This window comes from Psychrobacter sp. AOP5-GZ1-6, from assembly GCF_052376345.1.
GTDB lineage: Bacteria > Pseudomonadota > Gammaproteobacteria > Pseudomonadales > Moraxellaceae > Psychrobacter.
The window spans coordinates 1-15,745 of record NZ_JBQSVP010000068.1; the positions used below are offsets into that span (position 1 = coordinate 1).

Sequence of the window (15,745 nt, forward strand, 5' to 3'; positions counted from 1 at the left end):
GTCCTTGCATTGGTAGTTCTGCTTGCCATAGCTTTTTATGCCGTTTTTCTTTAAACTGTGACTGTGACAGTCGGGGCAGCTGATATCTATTTGTGTCTTCATAACCTCAAATATATCATCTTGCTTTGGCTGTCACCCTCCTTTTATCTCCTCAGCATACTTTCTGACACACCACCAAAAAAGATAGCTAATAAAAAACGTTAAAAAATAAATAGTTAAGCAGACATGAGCGTGATAAACAAACTCTAAAGTCGCTCACGATCAAAAAAGCAAGACATTCGATGTCTTGCTTTTTTGTGTTTGATACATTTAACGGACATTAGGGGCGTGTCTTCAATTCACTCGATAGTCATCTCAATGGGCTAAACATGGCTGAATCTTGCCAAACATCGTCAAATAGCTGGTTAATATCTCGATATTATCTGCGCTCTTTTCCTTGTTTGACGGCAATTTATCTCATTTTTATCAGCATTTTTGACATGAAGACACGCACTAATATTTTAGCAAGTAGGCGCTAAGCACAGGTCAACCATGGTAAAGCGTTTGAGTTATACTCTAAACATTGCGCCATTTGGCGTCAGTCCAACATACGCCATGCCCGCTTGGTTTAACCAATGAGGTTGAATAATGCCATGTTGTAAAATGGCATGAATGTCTCTATGCGCTCTCTCTATTCGATGTTTTTTATAAAGTGAGGCAGTGCCAGCGACGGCATAAACCTCAGACAGCATGGATCTAGCATCGTTTGCTGCTTCACAGGCCGCGGCCCACACATCAGCCAGCTGTTCATCAGTAAATGTGTTCTGTTTTTGCGATTCTGCCCATAATGTTTCAACGCTACTATGTAACTGCAAACGTCTAGATGCCAATAGCGTTTTACTCTTTGCGATGGCAGCTTACACTGTACCACGATCACGTAAATCTGGGCTCTTATTTGGCGTCACTCGCTCAAGACATATATCGATTAAGTCATCGGTTGCCGCTTTTAACACACCTAGTGCCATCGCGGCACAGCCCGCTGCATTGATACAGCCAATAGGCAGACGACTATATGCATTATCAATGGCAACAGGGCTATCAAAACCAACAGCGTATGCTTCTTTTACAAAAGCATCTTTGACGACTATATCGTGACTACCAGTGCCATTTAATCCGCCGACATGCCATGTATCAACGATTTCTACCTTTTCTTTTGGAATAAAAAACAGCTTCAGATTTGCTCCTGGACCTAGGGTAGTCGGAGAGCCTTCTGAGACGACCAAACAGCGTAGTACAAACCAGTCTGCTAACTCACACCCCGATACCAAGGTCCATTGACCAGAGACCATGTAGCCATTCTCTACTGTATGAGCCACGCCTTCAGGACGTGCTGAATTGGCGTAGACATGAGCAGGGTTGTGGTATATCTCTTTCATACTGGTTTCGTCTAAAAATCTACCAAAGGTACAAGCTAAATGATTGTTCCATGTAATCCAAGCGACAGAAGCTTCAGCGCTAGCCAATGTTTCATAGACCTTGAGCGTCTCTACAGGATTGCCTTCCCAGCCTCCAAATGACTTTGGCAGTCCCATTCTAAAGAGCGACAGATCCGAAAGCTTTTCGATGACTGTTGGTGCAATCTTTCTAGCGGCTTCAGTATCAGATCTCGCTGATAAGGCCAATGGATAGACATCGTTAGCGGCATCGGATGGCAGAATGTCTGTATTATTTGATAAAGATGTATGGCTCATCACTTTTTACCTATATTGATTTATAAAACAACATGTAAATATATAATTAATGAATTTTAATTAATTCTATTTTTTACATATATTAATACCTTTAACAAAAATAGCCAATAGTTGTTTGTTATAAATTAACAACTTAAATGTTGATTAAGGTATTAAAGGCAGTGTTAAGTATGGGCAGACAGAATAAACCTCAAATAATCGAGGCATAAAAAAAGGCTGAGCAGTTGCTCAGCCTTTTTATTGATCGTCATGCCTACCAAATCGTATTTAACAAGCCGTACTTAACGAGTCATACGGTTTGGTATATGGCTTGCCTAGTTTTTTAAGACGTCTGCCATGGCGTTGGCTACATAGTCGATATTACTGGTGTTCAGTCCAGCTACACACATACGTGAATTGGAGATCATATAAATACCAAATTCAGTTTGCAAGCGTTCGACCTGCTCAGGCGTCAAACCAGTGAAACTAAACATACCGTTCTGACGGGTAATATAGTCAAAGTTACGGTTTGGTATTTTGGCTTCTAATACTGATTTTAGTTTTAAGCGCATAGCCTTGATACGATCACGCATCGCGTAAACTTCGCCAACCCATTGCTCATGTAACGCTTCATCATTCATGACGATGTCGACGACATGGCCGCCGTGTGACGGTGGGCTTGAGTAGATACGACGCACCATTGCACTCATTTGACCAAATACACGATCGGTTTCGTCGACAGTCGGGCAAACGATAGACAGTCCACCAACACGCTCGCCGTATAGCGATAAGTTTTTAGAGAATGAGTTGCTGACAAACAGTGGTAAGCCCATATCGACTGCTTTGCGAATCGCGTAAGCATCGCTGTCCATATCTTCGCCAAAGCCTTGATAAGCAATATCCATAAATGGGATCAGTTCACGCGCTTGAACGACGTTTAGTACTGTGTCCCATTGCTCGCGAGTCAAATCCAAACCTGTTGGGTTATGGCAGCAAGGATGTAAGAGCACTACATCATCTTTATTCAAGGTTTCAAAAAACTGAATCATCTCATCGAATTTGATGCTGCTGTTTTCTTTATCATAGTATGGATATTTACCGACTGTGACATCAGAGCCTTCAAAGATGGCAATATGGTTGCCCCATGTTGGATCGCTCACATAGCATTTGGCTTGTGGGAACCATTGATTGATAAACTCGGCACCTACTTTGAGCGCGCCAGAACCGCCGATGGTTGCAATAGTAGCAACCAAACCATCTTTTAAAACTTGTGCGTCTTTACCAAAGAGCAGTTCCTGACAGCCTTTACGGTGTCCAGGTAAACCTGCCATCGGCAAGTATGGACGAGGAGAGACTGGATCTGCAATGCGCTGCTCGGCAGTTTTTACACATTCAAGGACGGGTAGTACGCCATTTTCATCATAATAAATACCAATGCCTAGATTGACTTTGTTTGGATTATTATCTGCTAAAAACTTTTCCATCAAGCCTAGAATTGGATCGCCTGCATAATGGTCGATACGTTCAAACATTTTATTTCCTTAGAAGAGGATAAATTTAGCCGTCAAAAATCATAAAACAAATTGGTCAGTAACTCAATATGAATTATTAAATTTAAGGGCGTTTGATTTATAAAAACAGTCAAAAACTATATTTTTTATAGAAATAGCGGCTAAAAGTCCAATTTGGCTGTTAGCGGCTATTCATCAATCTCGCTAATTATAGTCAGTCCTAAATAAAAGAGAGTCGATCACAGAATAAAGAGATACATTTTTGCCTGCCTACTGTGTCTATGTAGACAGAGGCTACGCAAAATGTAATTTGTATCGCTGTGTTCCATCACTGTATTTATCGTATAGTGGATCGCCTATAGTATCACTTTAAAAAATCAGGATGGGTAAAGGCAGGGTTTGGATAAGTATAAAAACCTTCACCTGTAGAAACGCCAAGTTTATTTTGATCAATAAAATGCTCTTTTAAATAAGCGACTGTTTTGAGGGCTAGTGGATCTTGGGTCTTTTCTGCAGACATCTTATTAATATTGTATGCAGTGTTGATGCCTACGGTATCAAGTATACCGAATGGACCAACTGGAGCGCCTGTGGCTTTCATCCATGTTTTATCAATGGTGTAAGGATCAGCCACTTCTTTGGCTAGTAGATCTAGACCAGCACCCAGTAACGGTACCAATAATGAATTGATAATATAACCGGGTTGTTCTTTGTTGAGTGGTAATGCCAACATACCAATCGCCTTAGCAAACGCCACAACGTCATCAAAGACTTTAGGGTCAGTATCAGGGTGTCCCATTATTTCAGCAGTATTATGTACCCAAATATTATTGGCAAAATGCAGGGCTAAAAATTTAGCAGGTCGTCCAGTTGAGTCAGCAAACTGGCTTGGTAATAGGGTAGATGAGTTGGTGACAAAAACAGTTTTTTCTGGTGCCACTTTTGCCAATTCTTCATAGAAGCTGATTTTAATTTTTGGGTTTTCAGGCACGGCCTCAATCATTAAATCCGCATCTTTAACTGCGTCTTTTAAATCGGATGAATAGCTGAGGTTTGCAAATGTTTTGTCTAATTGCTTTTGACTGGCCTTCATATCTCTTTTGAATGCAGCACATATGAGTTCAAACTTTGCTTTGGCTTTTTCTAAGACCTCATCGTTAATATCATAAACGGTGACGTTAAATCCATGAAATGCGGTCTGAAAAGCAATCTGATAGCCTAGAACGCCACTTCCTGCAACGGTTACATTTTTATAGGTCATTATTTTAATCTCCTACTGAGCAAAGACGCTTTTATTTTTGTCCAGTTTCGGGTTGGTTGAAAAACTCTTTTTTATGACGAAAATATCAAATGATACTTATTTTACTTTAACAGATACCGCCAGACTGGTATGTCTTTTTTAAGACTATTAAAGGTACAAATTTGCTAGGGAACCTTCTCAGATAAAACGACAGACTTCTAACTGGGCTAAACGCGGCTAAATTTTGCCAAGCAGCGTCAAATCGATGAAGGTGTATTCTAATTGATGACACGCTTTGCTATGGCTGGACTATCTTTAGCGATTCGTTCGTTTGAAAAAATCCATAAAAAAGCCGGACGAGTTAATCTTGTCCGGCTTTTTACAATTAAGGTTGTGCTCGTATCAGCTCAAACTGATCAACTAAAACTTATAGTTGATGCCCATATAAAACGAACGACCTGCGCCAGGTACGGCAGTGCCCCAGTTGGATCCGGTAGTTAGCTCGTTATTGATGCCCATGGTTCTGCCTTGACCCATATAAGACCCGCCCAGTGGCAATGCGTAGTTTTTGTCCAACACATTATCAATACCTGCCTCAACGCTAACCGCATCCCATTGATAGCCAGTGCTCAGGTTCAATAAACCGTAACCTGCTGTTTTAACCTCATTACGCGGCGTTGATACTTTGTTTTTAGCGGCTACAGCAACCACTTCAACTTGGTTTTTCCAGTCATTGTTTTCATGATTGAGCGCAATGCTGGCATTGAGTGGCATGATATTGTAAAGATGAGAACCTGTATCTTTATTTTTGCCGTTGGTGTAGCTCAGTGATCCAGCCAGTCCCCAATCACCCCAAGCATTAGAGGTTAAGTCGCGGTCAGCTGTGATGTCGATACCGTATATTCTGGCATCTTGGTTGGTATAACGCATCACGTTATATTGGTCGCTGGTTTGAGTGGTTGCAGCGGTATTGTTTGCTGAATCCCACTGTACGGCATCAACGTAATCATCGATGTGCGAGTAATAAGGTGTCGCTTTGATACCCCAGTTATCATCAGCACTGCGCCAGTCAAATGTCATGGATAGCGTATTAGATTTTTCAGGTTTTAGATCAGGATCACCGAAATAGCCATTACCATCACCCACAGTGTTATTCATGATAGAGGCCATGCCCCATGTCGACCATGTATATCGCTCGTATAGGCTAGGAGTGCGCTCTTTGTGTGAAGCACCAAATTCGATAGAGCTGTTGTCGCTCATATCGTAGCGTGCAATGGCAGTGGCATCGATATTATTATCAGTGGTGCTACGGTCACTGGCATTAAAGATGGCGCTATCGCGGCCTTGGTTGGTCATCATCATTGAGTTGTAGCCACTGACCTCATCAGCACTGGTACGTACGTTTTCGTAACGAGCACCTAGCTGTGTGTTCCACTTTGGTGCTATTTGTTTTTCCCACTCAGCATAAACACCGATACGTTCGCGTTCGCCATTATTGATATTTTGAAACTCATTAGGCGCCATCATACCAGTACCAGAGGCGGGCCATAAGTCATCGAGTGTATAGTCTTGATACTCAGCGCCTAGGGTCACCGTACCTTGGTCAATTAAATCAACGATACCCTTAAGGTTAGCACCGATGGTTTCACTGTCGGTATACATTGGCATGCCAGCAGCGGTGCCATATAAGAACTGTTTGTCCTCACCAAAGTTCATATAGTGTTCGACGTCTTCGTGGTAAGCCTGTGCTTCTAACTGTCCCCAGTTTAACTCACCTTTATAGCGCAGGTTCACTCTGTCGAGCTGGTTGTCTAGCATGTCCATACGCTGGTTTGGGTACAGCTCTTCTGGCACGTGTTGCCATAGGTAGGTACCTTGTAGCAGATGATCTCCATTTTGATAAGCCACATCGACAGACTGAGTCTGGCTTTCAAAAGCAGTCGAGCCAACTTCATCTTTCGCCAAACTTTGACCGCTGCCACTTGCATCAGTATAAGTTTTAAAGTCACCACCAGCATCGTAGTTGTCTGATTTTGCATAGCTGCCTTTATACGACAGGCTTAGTACGTCATTAGCGATGGTGGTTTCAACGTTGGCGCCGTAGCCATTGCCGTTGCTGCGATAGAATGCACCCACTTCACCTGAGGTCACAACGGTACTGTCTTCTGAAAACGTTGGCTCTGCTGACTCTACGACAATGGTGCCACCGATACTATTACCACCAACACTCACGGGTGTGACGCCTGCGTAGACAGTGGTTTCTTCGACTGCACTCGGTGAGATGTAGGATAGTGGTGAGTTCATGCTGTTTGGACAGGAGGCGATTGAGTCGACACCATCTACTAAGATACGCAGACGGTTATCAGCCAGTCCTCTAATCACTGGTAGGTTTGAGATGCCACCTGCACTTTGCACATTAATACCAGGGATTTTGGTTAATATGGTTGCAGTATCGCTAGTCGCTACTTGCTGGTGGTTGATATCATTTTGATTAAGCGTCGCAGATGTACCGAGACTATTGGCGCCTGACGCGCTTGCCTCCACGGTAATAGCTGGCAGGTAAGCCATTGGTATATCATCATTAGAATGATCTTCGCCATCGTGCGCGTATGCGCTACTGATTTGAAACAACGCCACTGCTAAAACGCTCAGCTTTAGCGTAGGTGTGGTACTTTTTAATGAATGTCGCATAGTATGCTGTCCTGAAAACTTTGAAAAACACGTGATAAAGGAGATTGTATTTTCGATTATCAGTCATAAAAAATAACGCATCATTAACGCTATAGTCGATTCAATTTAAAAGTGATGCAAGGCAACCTAGCGTAGATGTATATTAAATACTTCAAGCGAGGTTAACGCAGTAATACTTTTATAAGGGGTGACTATAATAGCCAAAGGTTTGCTTTGGTTATTCAGTAGCGCGTCAAGGTTGCAGACAATCAATGCTGAACCAACCAACAAGATTATTGGATGATTGATAATGATTGGTTATGTCGTGACTGATTTAAGTCATCAAAAAAGATGGTGGAGCGCGGGAGAAGGGTCGTAAGAAGTCAGTTGCATAGTAGGCATTTATCGTCTGCGGTATCATCGCTACGATAGTGGTGATTTCTATGGGATGAAATTCAGGTGATTCGATGATAAGCGGAGTAATTACTGCTGACATGGAAGTACATATGTCACAGCTACTGTGTTGATGAGTATCGTGTTTGGAGGTCGTGATGGTCTTTGAATTTACCACTGCCGCCGATTGTGCTGCTGTCTCTGAGGGTGCCAGCATCGATGCATCTGAATGATGCTGCGAGTGCATACTGTGATTATGAGCAGCAGATACAACAGGTGCAAGCTCAATACAAATACCATGACCCAAGCTGGCATTGTCACTCCATAATGGTGTTAATAAAGGAGTGGTATGTAACAGCCATGCAAGACACGCCAATAGTATAGCTGTCCACATCATTGCAGGCGACAACAAATATCGGTGCATGTTATTGGGCTGCTTTACAGTCATAGTGTGTTCAGTTCACTGGCATGGCAAAAAAGTAATTGATAATATGCTTTTAATACAATTAAAAAAGAAAAATTAACAATATTCATAAGAAACACTATTTTACGGTAATTACCTTACTTTTTACAAGGAATAACGCTTCTGAAGAACGAATAAACCTATGACCGTAAAAACAAAAACCCCCGATAACTTTTATATAAGCGTTATCGGGGGTTTTTAGTTATTTGTATTGAGGGTACGTACTCATTGTAAAGGTTGCCGTTAAAATAAAAACAGGCCCTAAAACAATGGTGTTAAGTCTCTTTATTTAAATTCTTACTTATACTTTTTTTGAGAAAATGGTCGAATATAAAAGGGCCGAACGGTAGAAATGAACCCAGTACACCTGCAGGCAGGGCCCATAGCGGCATTTTTATTCTACTGACCGTAATCAGTAGTATCAGAATATAAGTGATAAACAATATACCGTGCGTCATACCGATATACTTTACTGCTTCAGGAATACCCATCATATATTTAAGTGGCATGGCTATGCCCATCAATAATAAAAAAGAGGTACCTTCTAGATAGCCGACAATGGTTAATATTTTTAACGATAAGTTTTGTGATTTGCTAAGGCCAGTTATTTCATTGCTATTGGGGTTGGTGGTCTGAGCTTGTGACACTTTATCTTCCTTTTGGTATCTTTAATGTCATATAAATCGAATAAGGCTTTGATTATCAATCGCTATGATACAGGTTTAGCTTTTACGCCAATAGACTTTTATAATCGAGTCAGTACGTTCTAATGTGAACCTCTCCCTTAGTAACCCACGTAGTGCTTTAGCGGTACCTGCTTCGAGTGCGCCCCAAACTTTATCAATTTTTAAGGGGTGAGTGGATAAGTAACTTTCTAATGTACTGTCAATCAATGTGGCTAATTCACGTCCCGAATTTACTTGACCGGTCACTAAAGGCAATACCGTAAAAGCACTCCCTACATTATTTTCGGTATCAGAGGTGATATCATTGCCTATTTTAACGTCATCAAAATAAGCCTGATCATCTTCATCTTGAGTAATGCAGAGGATTAAAGGTGGTAAAGGATTGTCCCAAAGCTCGAGCAGTCGTGCCACGGTTGGTATCGATGTTTCATCAGCAATCAGCAATGCTTGACCATTACGCAGATGCTCCACCTTTTCGGGGAACTCACGCTTACTAATCACGCTATTACCTGGTTGCAATGAACGTGCCCAATTACCGCCAGAAGTATCTCCATGCAGATACACATCAACCCATGCTTGCATGCCATCCGAGGTTTGCCATGCTTTTCTCAGTGTGTAATAGCAATGAGATCGTGAGGGACGATCGTTGTCATTTGTGACGTTATGTTCTAAATCAAATAAATAGGCATAGCCTGCTTCACTAACAGGTATCAAGTTAGACGGATTGATCTCTGGTGCTGTTAAGGTCAGACGCAGCATATTTTTACTAACGGGATAGCTGTTTTGTACGATAAATTTTTGTTTAGTCAGCTTGATACTTTTTTTACCGAGTTTCTTATCTGCGCGTTGTTTGAGCAAAATATATTGCGTCTGTAGCTCGCTAAGCTGTGAGATGGGTGCTGCAAAGTCAATGTAAACTTTAGGGTCTTTAATAACATGATTTTGAGTGTTTGATGAAACCTCTAAGTCATTGGGTTTAGCGATAACTGAGATGGCGACGCCTTCAGCATAAATGTCAGTCAACTGTATGTCAGCATTATCCATCTCTTCAGTAGTTAGAAAAGTGAACGCTTTTAAAAAACTCAGTAACTCGTCAAAATGCTCTTCATTTATATGAGCAATGGTGCTTGGCAGTTCTGGAATACTCAATGAGGTGTAGCTGTTTCTGTGGGTTTGATGTTTTATGGTAGCAGTTGATGAAATAGAATCGGTCATATATATACTCACGAACAACAGTGAATGGAAGTAGAAGAATTATATTTTGTGTTAATGATAATTGTTTTTATTACGGTTTACGAGTAAAATCGGTTTTTATTGGTTATCTAATACACATACCATGATTTAAATTAACAACATTAACAACGAGTGTCTCTATGTTACGTGCAAACCAACTGACCATCAGTCGTCAAGGAAATACTCTACTAAACAATGTGAGCTGTGAGATTGATAGTAATCAATTGGTGGCATTGGTTGGACACAATGGTTCAGGCAAGTCAACCTTGATCAAGGCATTAGCAGGCGAGATGGCGAGCAATAGCGGTAGTATCAATTTGGATGAGCGCAGTATCAGTGATTACAGTAGTAAAGAGCTGGCGCGACAAATGGCGTATTTACCGCAGCAATTGCCTGAGGCAGCTGGATTTACGGTACGTGAGCTAGTGATGTTAGGACGTTACCCACATCAAAAATGGCTACAAAAGCCCACCCAGGTAGACAAAGATAAAGTTGCAGAAGCGATGCGTACCACACAGGTGGAGGCATTCGCTGATCGTATTACCGCCACATTGTCAGGCGGAGAGCGTGCGCGAGTTTGGCTGGCGATGTGTCTGGCACAGGACACGAGATATCTGTTACTCGATGAACCACTGGCTGCGCTAGATATGCACTATCAGCTAGAAGTCATTCAGCTGATTCGCCGTTTGGTCGATGAGCAGGGCTTAAGCGTGGTGATTATCGTGCATGACATCAATCTGGCTGCGCAGTATGCCGATCGAGTAATCGCCCTCAAAAAAGGCTGTATCTGTCATAACGGTGATATCAAAAGCACCATGCAACCAGACATACTACACAATATCTTTAATGTCGATATGCAATTACTCAGCCATCCTATAACAGGGCAGCCTGTCGCCATCGCCTAATGTTTGGCGCGTCTTATTTTTCTGACTTGCTTACTCCACCTTATTTGCCCAAAAGATAGGCCACTATGTTTTCTGCTCTTTATAAAAAAAACATCTCTAAAAATGCTATCAATCCCTCAACCAAACGCCTATCGCCAGACTCCTTAACGTTGCCACTAAAGAATTTGTCTCTTGTCTTAGGCTTGGTATTGACCACCATGCTAAGCGCGTGTCAGGAACCAGTGACTGAGCAAAAAGATGTTCAACAAAGTGCTCAAACAGACGCTCAGGCAGCCGACGCGACTCACACGAACATTAATATTGTCTCACCAGACTGGGGTAACGCAGCAACTTTGACCGCAATGGGCTATCCTCCAATTGCGACTGGAGATGTCCGAGTATGGGATAGATGGGTAGGAAAGCCAGCACTGCCATCCGGCACGATTGATTTGGGTATTCGTTATCAACCAAATGCCGAGCTAGTCGCACAGCTGCCTGTCGATTTGGTCGTCGATAACTCGTTTTATCAACACGCTCGCAACCTCTATGGTGATGTGCCTGCAGAGTCTATTATGTTCGCCGCCAAAGGAGAGATTGCCAATTGGGCAGATTATACTGAGCCCACTCGTAAGCTAGGAGAGCTAATTCATGAACCAAAACTGGCCGAAGATTATATTGCCAAAAGCAAAAAAGACATAAGCCTTGCTAGTGCGCGTCTGCAACAGCGCTATCCAAACGTCAAGAAATTCGCCGTGGTACAGTTTGTTGATGCCAATAATATGCGTATGTACGTGGCAAACAGTTTGTTTCAACCAGCGCTCAAGGGCATGGGTAAAGAGCTTGACGTGTTAGGTAAGGGTAACCAGTGGGGATTCGTATCGATACGTATGGGAGACTTGGCGCAGTTAGATGATGAGACTTGTTTGTTGATTATAAACCCACTGAGTCCAATTACACGGGCTGAGATTGATGACAGTTTGATTTGGCAACGTTTGAGTTATGGCAATGAGCGCTGTGTGGGTGAGCTGCCACCAGTATGGATCTATGGTGGTATGTCATCATTGGTCAGCTTGGCCAATAATCTATCAGCAGTCACACTGAAAGGCGGGGCCGCATCATGAGTATAAATACTGCTAATAAGTCATGGCGACTATGGGTAATGCTGATCATGCTCATGGTGCTGTCACTATGGAGTGGCTGGGCGTTAATTGCTCAGGAGTGGACGCGGCCTATTGGTGATTTGCTGATACCGAGCTCGCAGTTAGATATCGGTAGTATGGCGACACAGCTGCATTTGGTGGCAACCAGTATCGTCGCGTTGTTGGCAGGTGGTTTGTTAGGCGTCGTCAGTATTCTACTACAGCAATTGGTCAAAAACCCATTGGCATCAGATACTACTTTAGGGGTCGGTGTGGGCGCGCAACTGGCCATACTGCTCGTGACCTTGTTTTTGCCAAGTTTGGCAGTCTATGGTGGTATTTATGTTGCCTTTGTCGGTGCGATTATCAGTATGGGCTTGGTGTTTGCGTTGTCAGCGCCCAGTCGTTTTAATCCATTAATATTGATACTTGCAGGCTTGGTGGTCAATATTCTACTTGCCGCAGTCGCCAATGTGTTGGTGCTGTTTTTCGCTGAGCGCAGCAATGGTATGATGTCATGGGCGGCTGGGTTTTTGGCACAGAACAGCTGGCATACCAGTACGATGTTAGCGATAACGGCCGTTGTGATGGCGGCGGTTTGTTTGCCATTATTAAAACCACTGACTTTAATGAGCTTGGATGATTTACAAGCCAAGCGTTTGGGTGTGCCTATCAATGGCATTCGTGCGCTAGTGGTACTCATCGTGGCAGTGGTGACAGCGTTAGTCGTGAGTGAAGTTGGGCTGATTGGCTTTATCGGTTTGGGTGCAGCAAGCTTAGTCAATGCGCTAGGTATCTCTGCTATTAATAAACGTTTGGCAGCTGCTTTTGTCCTAGGGGCCTTGCTATTATGGCTGACCAGTAATGTTGCGTTATTGCTCGAACCGATACTTGATATGCAGATTCCCGCAGGGGCGATGACAGGTATCCTTGGTGCGCCATTGATTATTTGGTTGATTCTTCGTCAGCGCCGTGAGCAGATAGAAACGGTAACACCGATGGTCACTGGTAAGCCTGTATCTGTCGGGATATGGCGCTGGGGTGTTGGTGTGGTGGCACTCATTGCATTGGCCTGCTTGTTTGTTCAGGACATGAATGGATGGGGGCTTAGTACCGATTGGGCAATTACTGAGCAGTATCGTCTGCCTCGCAGTTTAAGTGCGGCAGCAACGGGTCTAATGTTAGCCGTCGCTGGTGTGCTACTGCAAACGCTCACGCGTAACCCGATGGCGAGTCCAGAAGTGCTGGGTGTCAGCTCGGGCGCAGCGCTTGGCGTTATCTTAGGGTTTTTACTGCTGCCTAGCTTGGGGTTGTCTGCAGGATCAGGCACGCTGCTAATCTCAGGGCTGTCTGGTGCGATGCTGGTGCTGCTACTGGTTATGTGGCTGGCGCGCCGGGTTAGCTCAGGCTATCTATTATTGGTCGGTATTGGTATTGCTGCCATGATGGATGGGGTGATGCACATGGTGAAGCTGTCTGGTGATCCACGGTTAGAGGCGATGCTTAGCTGGCTATCGGGTACCACTTATAGCGCGCAACCTAGCACTGTCTGGTATCTTATTGGTATTGCTGTTATTTTGTTTGCACTTAGTCTGCTGGTGATAAAACCATTGCGTATCCTTGGCTTGGGTACGGGCGTGGCTCGTAACTTGGGCGTTGCGGTCACACCTGTGACGCTGGCACTGTTAGTACTGGTTGCCGCACTGAGTACGGCCAGTACGCTTGCAGTAGGGCCGCTTAGCTTTATTGGTTTGATGGTGCCGCATCTGGCAACATCACTGGGAGCGACCAAACTTGAACGTCAATTGCCATTGGCCGCTTTGCTCGGTGCAGGGGTGATGGTGATAGCAGATTGGATTGGGCGTTATGTTATCTTTCCTTATGAGCTGCCTGCGGGTACGGTAGCAGCGATTATTGGTGGCGCTTATTTCTTATGGCTGATTCGCAAAGTGCCTGTATCTGCGAGTTGATGGTCTTTATGCGAATAAGAACGTTTCAGACAGCTTAGTGTTCACTGATAATGTGACCTAATCTATGAGTAGAACCAACCCCGTTTTTCTGTAAACCAGATAAACGGGGTTTTTATGTGTTTAACATGCCATGCTTTGTTGTATGTCATCTGTCGCACTCAATGCTACTGCCACAAAAGCAGCAACCGTCGCGCTGTTGTTATTTTGCTTATGTTGAATATGCACAGGAACCTGTGTACTGACATGGTTTAACGCTATAAAATGACAGCCATCACTATATAGTTTGCGTACGCAATAGGGTGCAATCGCCACGCCCAGTCCTGCTGCCACTTCGGTCACCAATGTCTGCATATGCTTGGGTTGGCTGATGATATTGGGTGAAAACCCAGCTTGCTTACATAGTGTGATGGTTTCATCAAATAGACCAAGCGCTTCATCGCGGTTAAAAATAACAAACTTTTCGTCTTTTAATTGCACTAAATCAATGGTTTGTCGGTCGGCTAAAGCATGGCTTTGGTTCACAATTGCCACCAATTTGTCGATATAAATATTGTGGCTGATAAAGTCATCAGCAATGGCGCTCGGTAATGGCCGCGAAAACCCAATGTCGATACGGTCATTATTAAATGCTTCTATCTGTTCGGTCACCGTCATCTCAAACAACGAGACGTGTACGTGCGGAAATTTTTCTTTATAACTGCGTACCAGTGTGGTCATAAAGGTCAAACAAGCTGAGCTCAAATGCGCGATATTAAGTGTGCCTATTTGTCCATCATGTGCTCGCTTCACTTGTATCTTTGCTTGTTCTGCTAAGGCTAAAATAACAGCACCGTCTTTCAGTAGTTGCTCGCCAGCGGGCGTGATAGTCACTTCACGAGAAGTACGGTTAAACAGGACAACCCCCAATTCTGTCTCTAATGATGAAATCTGACGACTGATGGCAGGTTGTACCGTATATAGCTCACGCGCTGCTTCTGAAAAGCTCTGGTGCTTGGCTACTGCCATAAAGCTTTTGAGTGTTTTTATATCCATATTAGCCATACCTTTTATCAATTTATCTTATCAGCTCATCGTTCAGTCTTAACTTTTATATCTATACATTATTTGTATGGATTCAATCATATACTATCATTTTTGTTATTGATTGCTAAGCTCTATACTGGTGGCATGATTTATTAAGCTGAGAAAATAATGGATAAGCCTGTACTAAACCAACCATCAAGCCAGTCGTCGAGCCAATCACTAAGCCGGTTTATTCTGCTGTTAATGACCGCTGCCATTGCGGCAACGGCGGCAAACTTATATTACAACCAGCCTATTTTACCGCTCATCGGTGCTGAGTTTGATTTGACCGACTCACAACTGGGCAGTATTCCGGCATTGACGCAGTTTGGTTATGCGTTTGCTTTGCTATTTATCTCACCATTGGGCGATTCTATTGCGCGTAGACGCTTGATTGGTATCTTATCCTGTTTATTAGTAGCCGCATGCGGTTTTGCTGCCGTGTCACCAAGTTTGCCTATACTGTTACTATCCGTATTTTTGATCGGTGTTAGTGCCAATATTACCCAGCAGCTCATTCCATTTGCTGCGTCCATGGTGTCACCTGAAAACAAGGGTGCAACGCTTGGCACGCTGATGATGGGGCTAACCATTGGTATTTTATTATCTAGAACCTTAAGTGGGTTTGTAGGTGAGCAACTTGGCTGGCGCAGTGTGTTTGTGATGTCTGCGGCGTTTGCCGCTGTCTTTGGGGTACTGCTTCGGGTGTTTTTGCCAACCAATACACCGCATACCACGCTGCGTTACTTTCCACTTATCAAAAGTAGCTTATCACTATTTGTAAA

General features: G+C 43.5%; 14 protein-coding genes. 4 read left to right on the top strand and 10 right to left on the bottom strand.

Translation table 11 applies throughout. The features are described 5' to 3' along the window. The 9 genes from ACT3RN_RS09740 to ACT3RN_RS09780 all read right to left on the bottom strand — a co-directional run. On the bottom strand, positions 1-102 hold a 102-nt coding region (locus ACT3RN_RS09740; protein ID WP_444518596.1), incomplete at its 3' end, for a transposase-like zinc-binding domain-containing protein. A gap of 446 nt (positions 103-548) precedes the next feature. Continuing rightward, positions 549-890 carry a hypothetical protein gene (locus ACT3RN_RS09745; RefSeq protein WP_318779536.1) on the bottom strand — a complete coding sequence of 114 codons (342 nt, stop codon included), beginning with the start codon at positions 888-890 and terminating at the stop codon, positions 549-551. Between the two features lie 6 nt (positions 891-896). Beyond that, positions 897-1,730, bottom strand: coding sequence for an acyl-CoA dehydrogenase family protein (locus tag ACT3RN_RS09750; protein ID WP_192519769.1), 834 nt, complete (start codon positions 1,728-1,730; stop codon positions 897-899). A 314-nt stretch (positions 1,731-2,044) separates the two neighbouring features. Further along, complete coding sequence (locus ACT3RN_RS09755) at positions 2,045-3,241, bottom strand: amino acid aminotransferase (RefSeq protein WP_192519770.1); 1,197 nt, start codon at positions 3,239-3,241, stop codon at positions 2,045-2,047. A 343-nt stretch (positions 3,242-3,584) separates the two neighbouring features. Beyond that, the gene (locus ACT3RN_RS09760) at positions 3,585-4,481 is read right to left on the bottom strand and encodes a 3-hydroxyacyl-CoA dehydrogenase (RefSeq protein WP_192519771.1); all 897 of its coding nucleotides are present in this window, start codon (positions 4,479-4,481) and stop codon (positions 3,585-3,587) included. A 399-nt stretch (positions 4,482-4,880) separates the two neighbouring features. Next, a complete protein-coding gene (locus ACT3RN_RS09765) occupies positions 4,881-7,151 on the bottom strand; it encodes a TonB-dependent receptor (RefSeq protein ID WP_192519772.1) in 2,271 nt (756 codons plus the stop codon). A gap of 313 nt (positions 7,152-7,464) precedes the next feature. Then, positions 7,465-7,971 carry a hypothetical protein gene (locus ACT3RN_RS09770; RefSeq protein ID WP_192519773.1) on the bottom strand — a complete coding sequence of 169 codons (507 nt, stop codon included), beginning with the start codon at positions 7,969-7,971 and terminating at the stop codon, positions 7,465-7,467. A gap of 290 nt (positions 7,972-8,261) precedes the next feature. Then, positions 8,262-8,633, bottom strand: a complete 372-nt coding sequence (locus ACT3RN_RS09775; protein WP_413038455.1) for a DUF3817 domain-containing protein — start codon at positions 8,631-8,633, stop codon at positions 8,262-8,264. A gap of 75 nt (positions 8,634-8,708) precedes the next feature. After that, positions 8,709-9,887, bottom strand: a complete 1,179-nt coding sequence (locus ACT3RN_RS09780) for a siderophore-interacting protein (protein ID WP_192992382.1) — start codon at positions 9,885-9,887, stop codon at positions 8,709-8,711. A 158-nt stretch (positions 9,888-10,045) separates the two neighbouring features. Between ACT3RN_RS09780 and ACT3RN_RS09785 the strand changes: the two genes are divergently transcribed. From ACT3RN_RS09785 to fhuB, 3 genes are all read left to right on the top strand, one after another. Then, complete coding sequence (locus ACT3RN_RS09785) at positions 10,046-10,810, top strand: ABC transporter ATP-binding protein (protein ID WP_192519775.1); 765 nt, start codon at positions 10,046-10,048, stop codon at positions 10,808-10,810. Positions 10,811-10,875: 65 nt separating this feature from the next. Continuing rightward, positions 10,876-11,910, top strand: a complete 1,035-nt coding sequence (locus ACT3RN_RS09790; protein ID WP_225739213.1) for an ABC transporter substrate-binding protein — start codon at positions 10,876-10,878, stop codon at positions 11,908-11,910. Further along, positions 11,907-13,898: a Fe(3+)-hydroxamate ABC transporter permease FhuB gene (gene fhuB, locus ACT3RN_RS09795; RefSeq protein ID WP_192992381.1), complete on the top strand. Its 1,992-nt coding sequence runs from the start codon at positions 11,907-11,909 to the stop codon at positions 13,896-13,898. The genes ACT3RN_RS09790 and fhuB overlap by 4 nt, the downstream gene beginning before the upstream one ends. 120 nt (positions 13,899-14,018) lie before the next feature. On the opposite strand, the gene ACT3RN_RS09800 is transcribed toward fhuB, so the two are convergent. Continuing rightward, on the bottom strand, positions 14,019-14,930 hold the full coding sequence (locus ACT3RN_RS09800; RefSeq protein WP_192992380.1) for a LysR family transcriptional regulator: 912 nt from the start codon (positions 14,928-14,930) through the stop codon (positions 14,019-14,021). A 159-nt stretch (positions 14,931-15,089) separates the two neighbouring features. On the opposite strand from ACT3RN_RS09800, the gene ACT3RN_RS09805 reads away from it, so the two are divergent. Then, a partial coding sequence (locus tag ACT3RN_RS09805; protein WP_444518595.1) for an MFS transporter occupies positions 15,090-15,745 on the top strand: 656 nt, incomplete at its 3' end.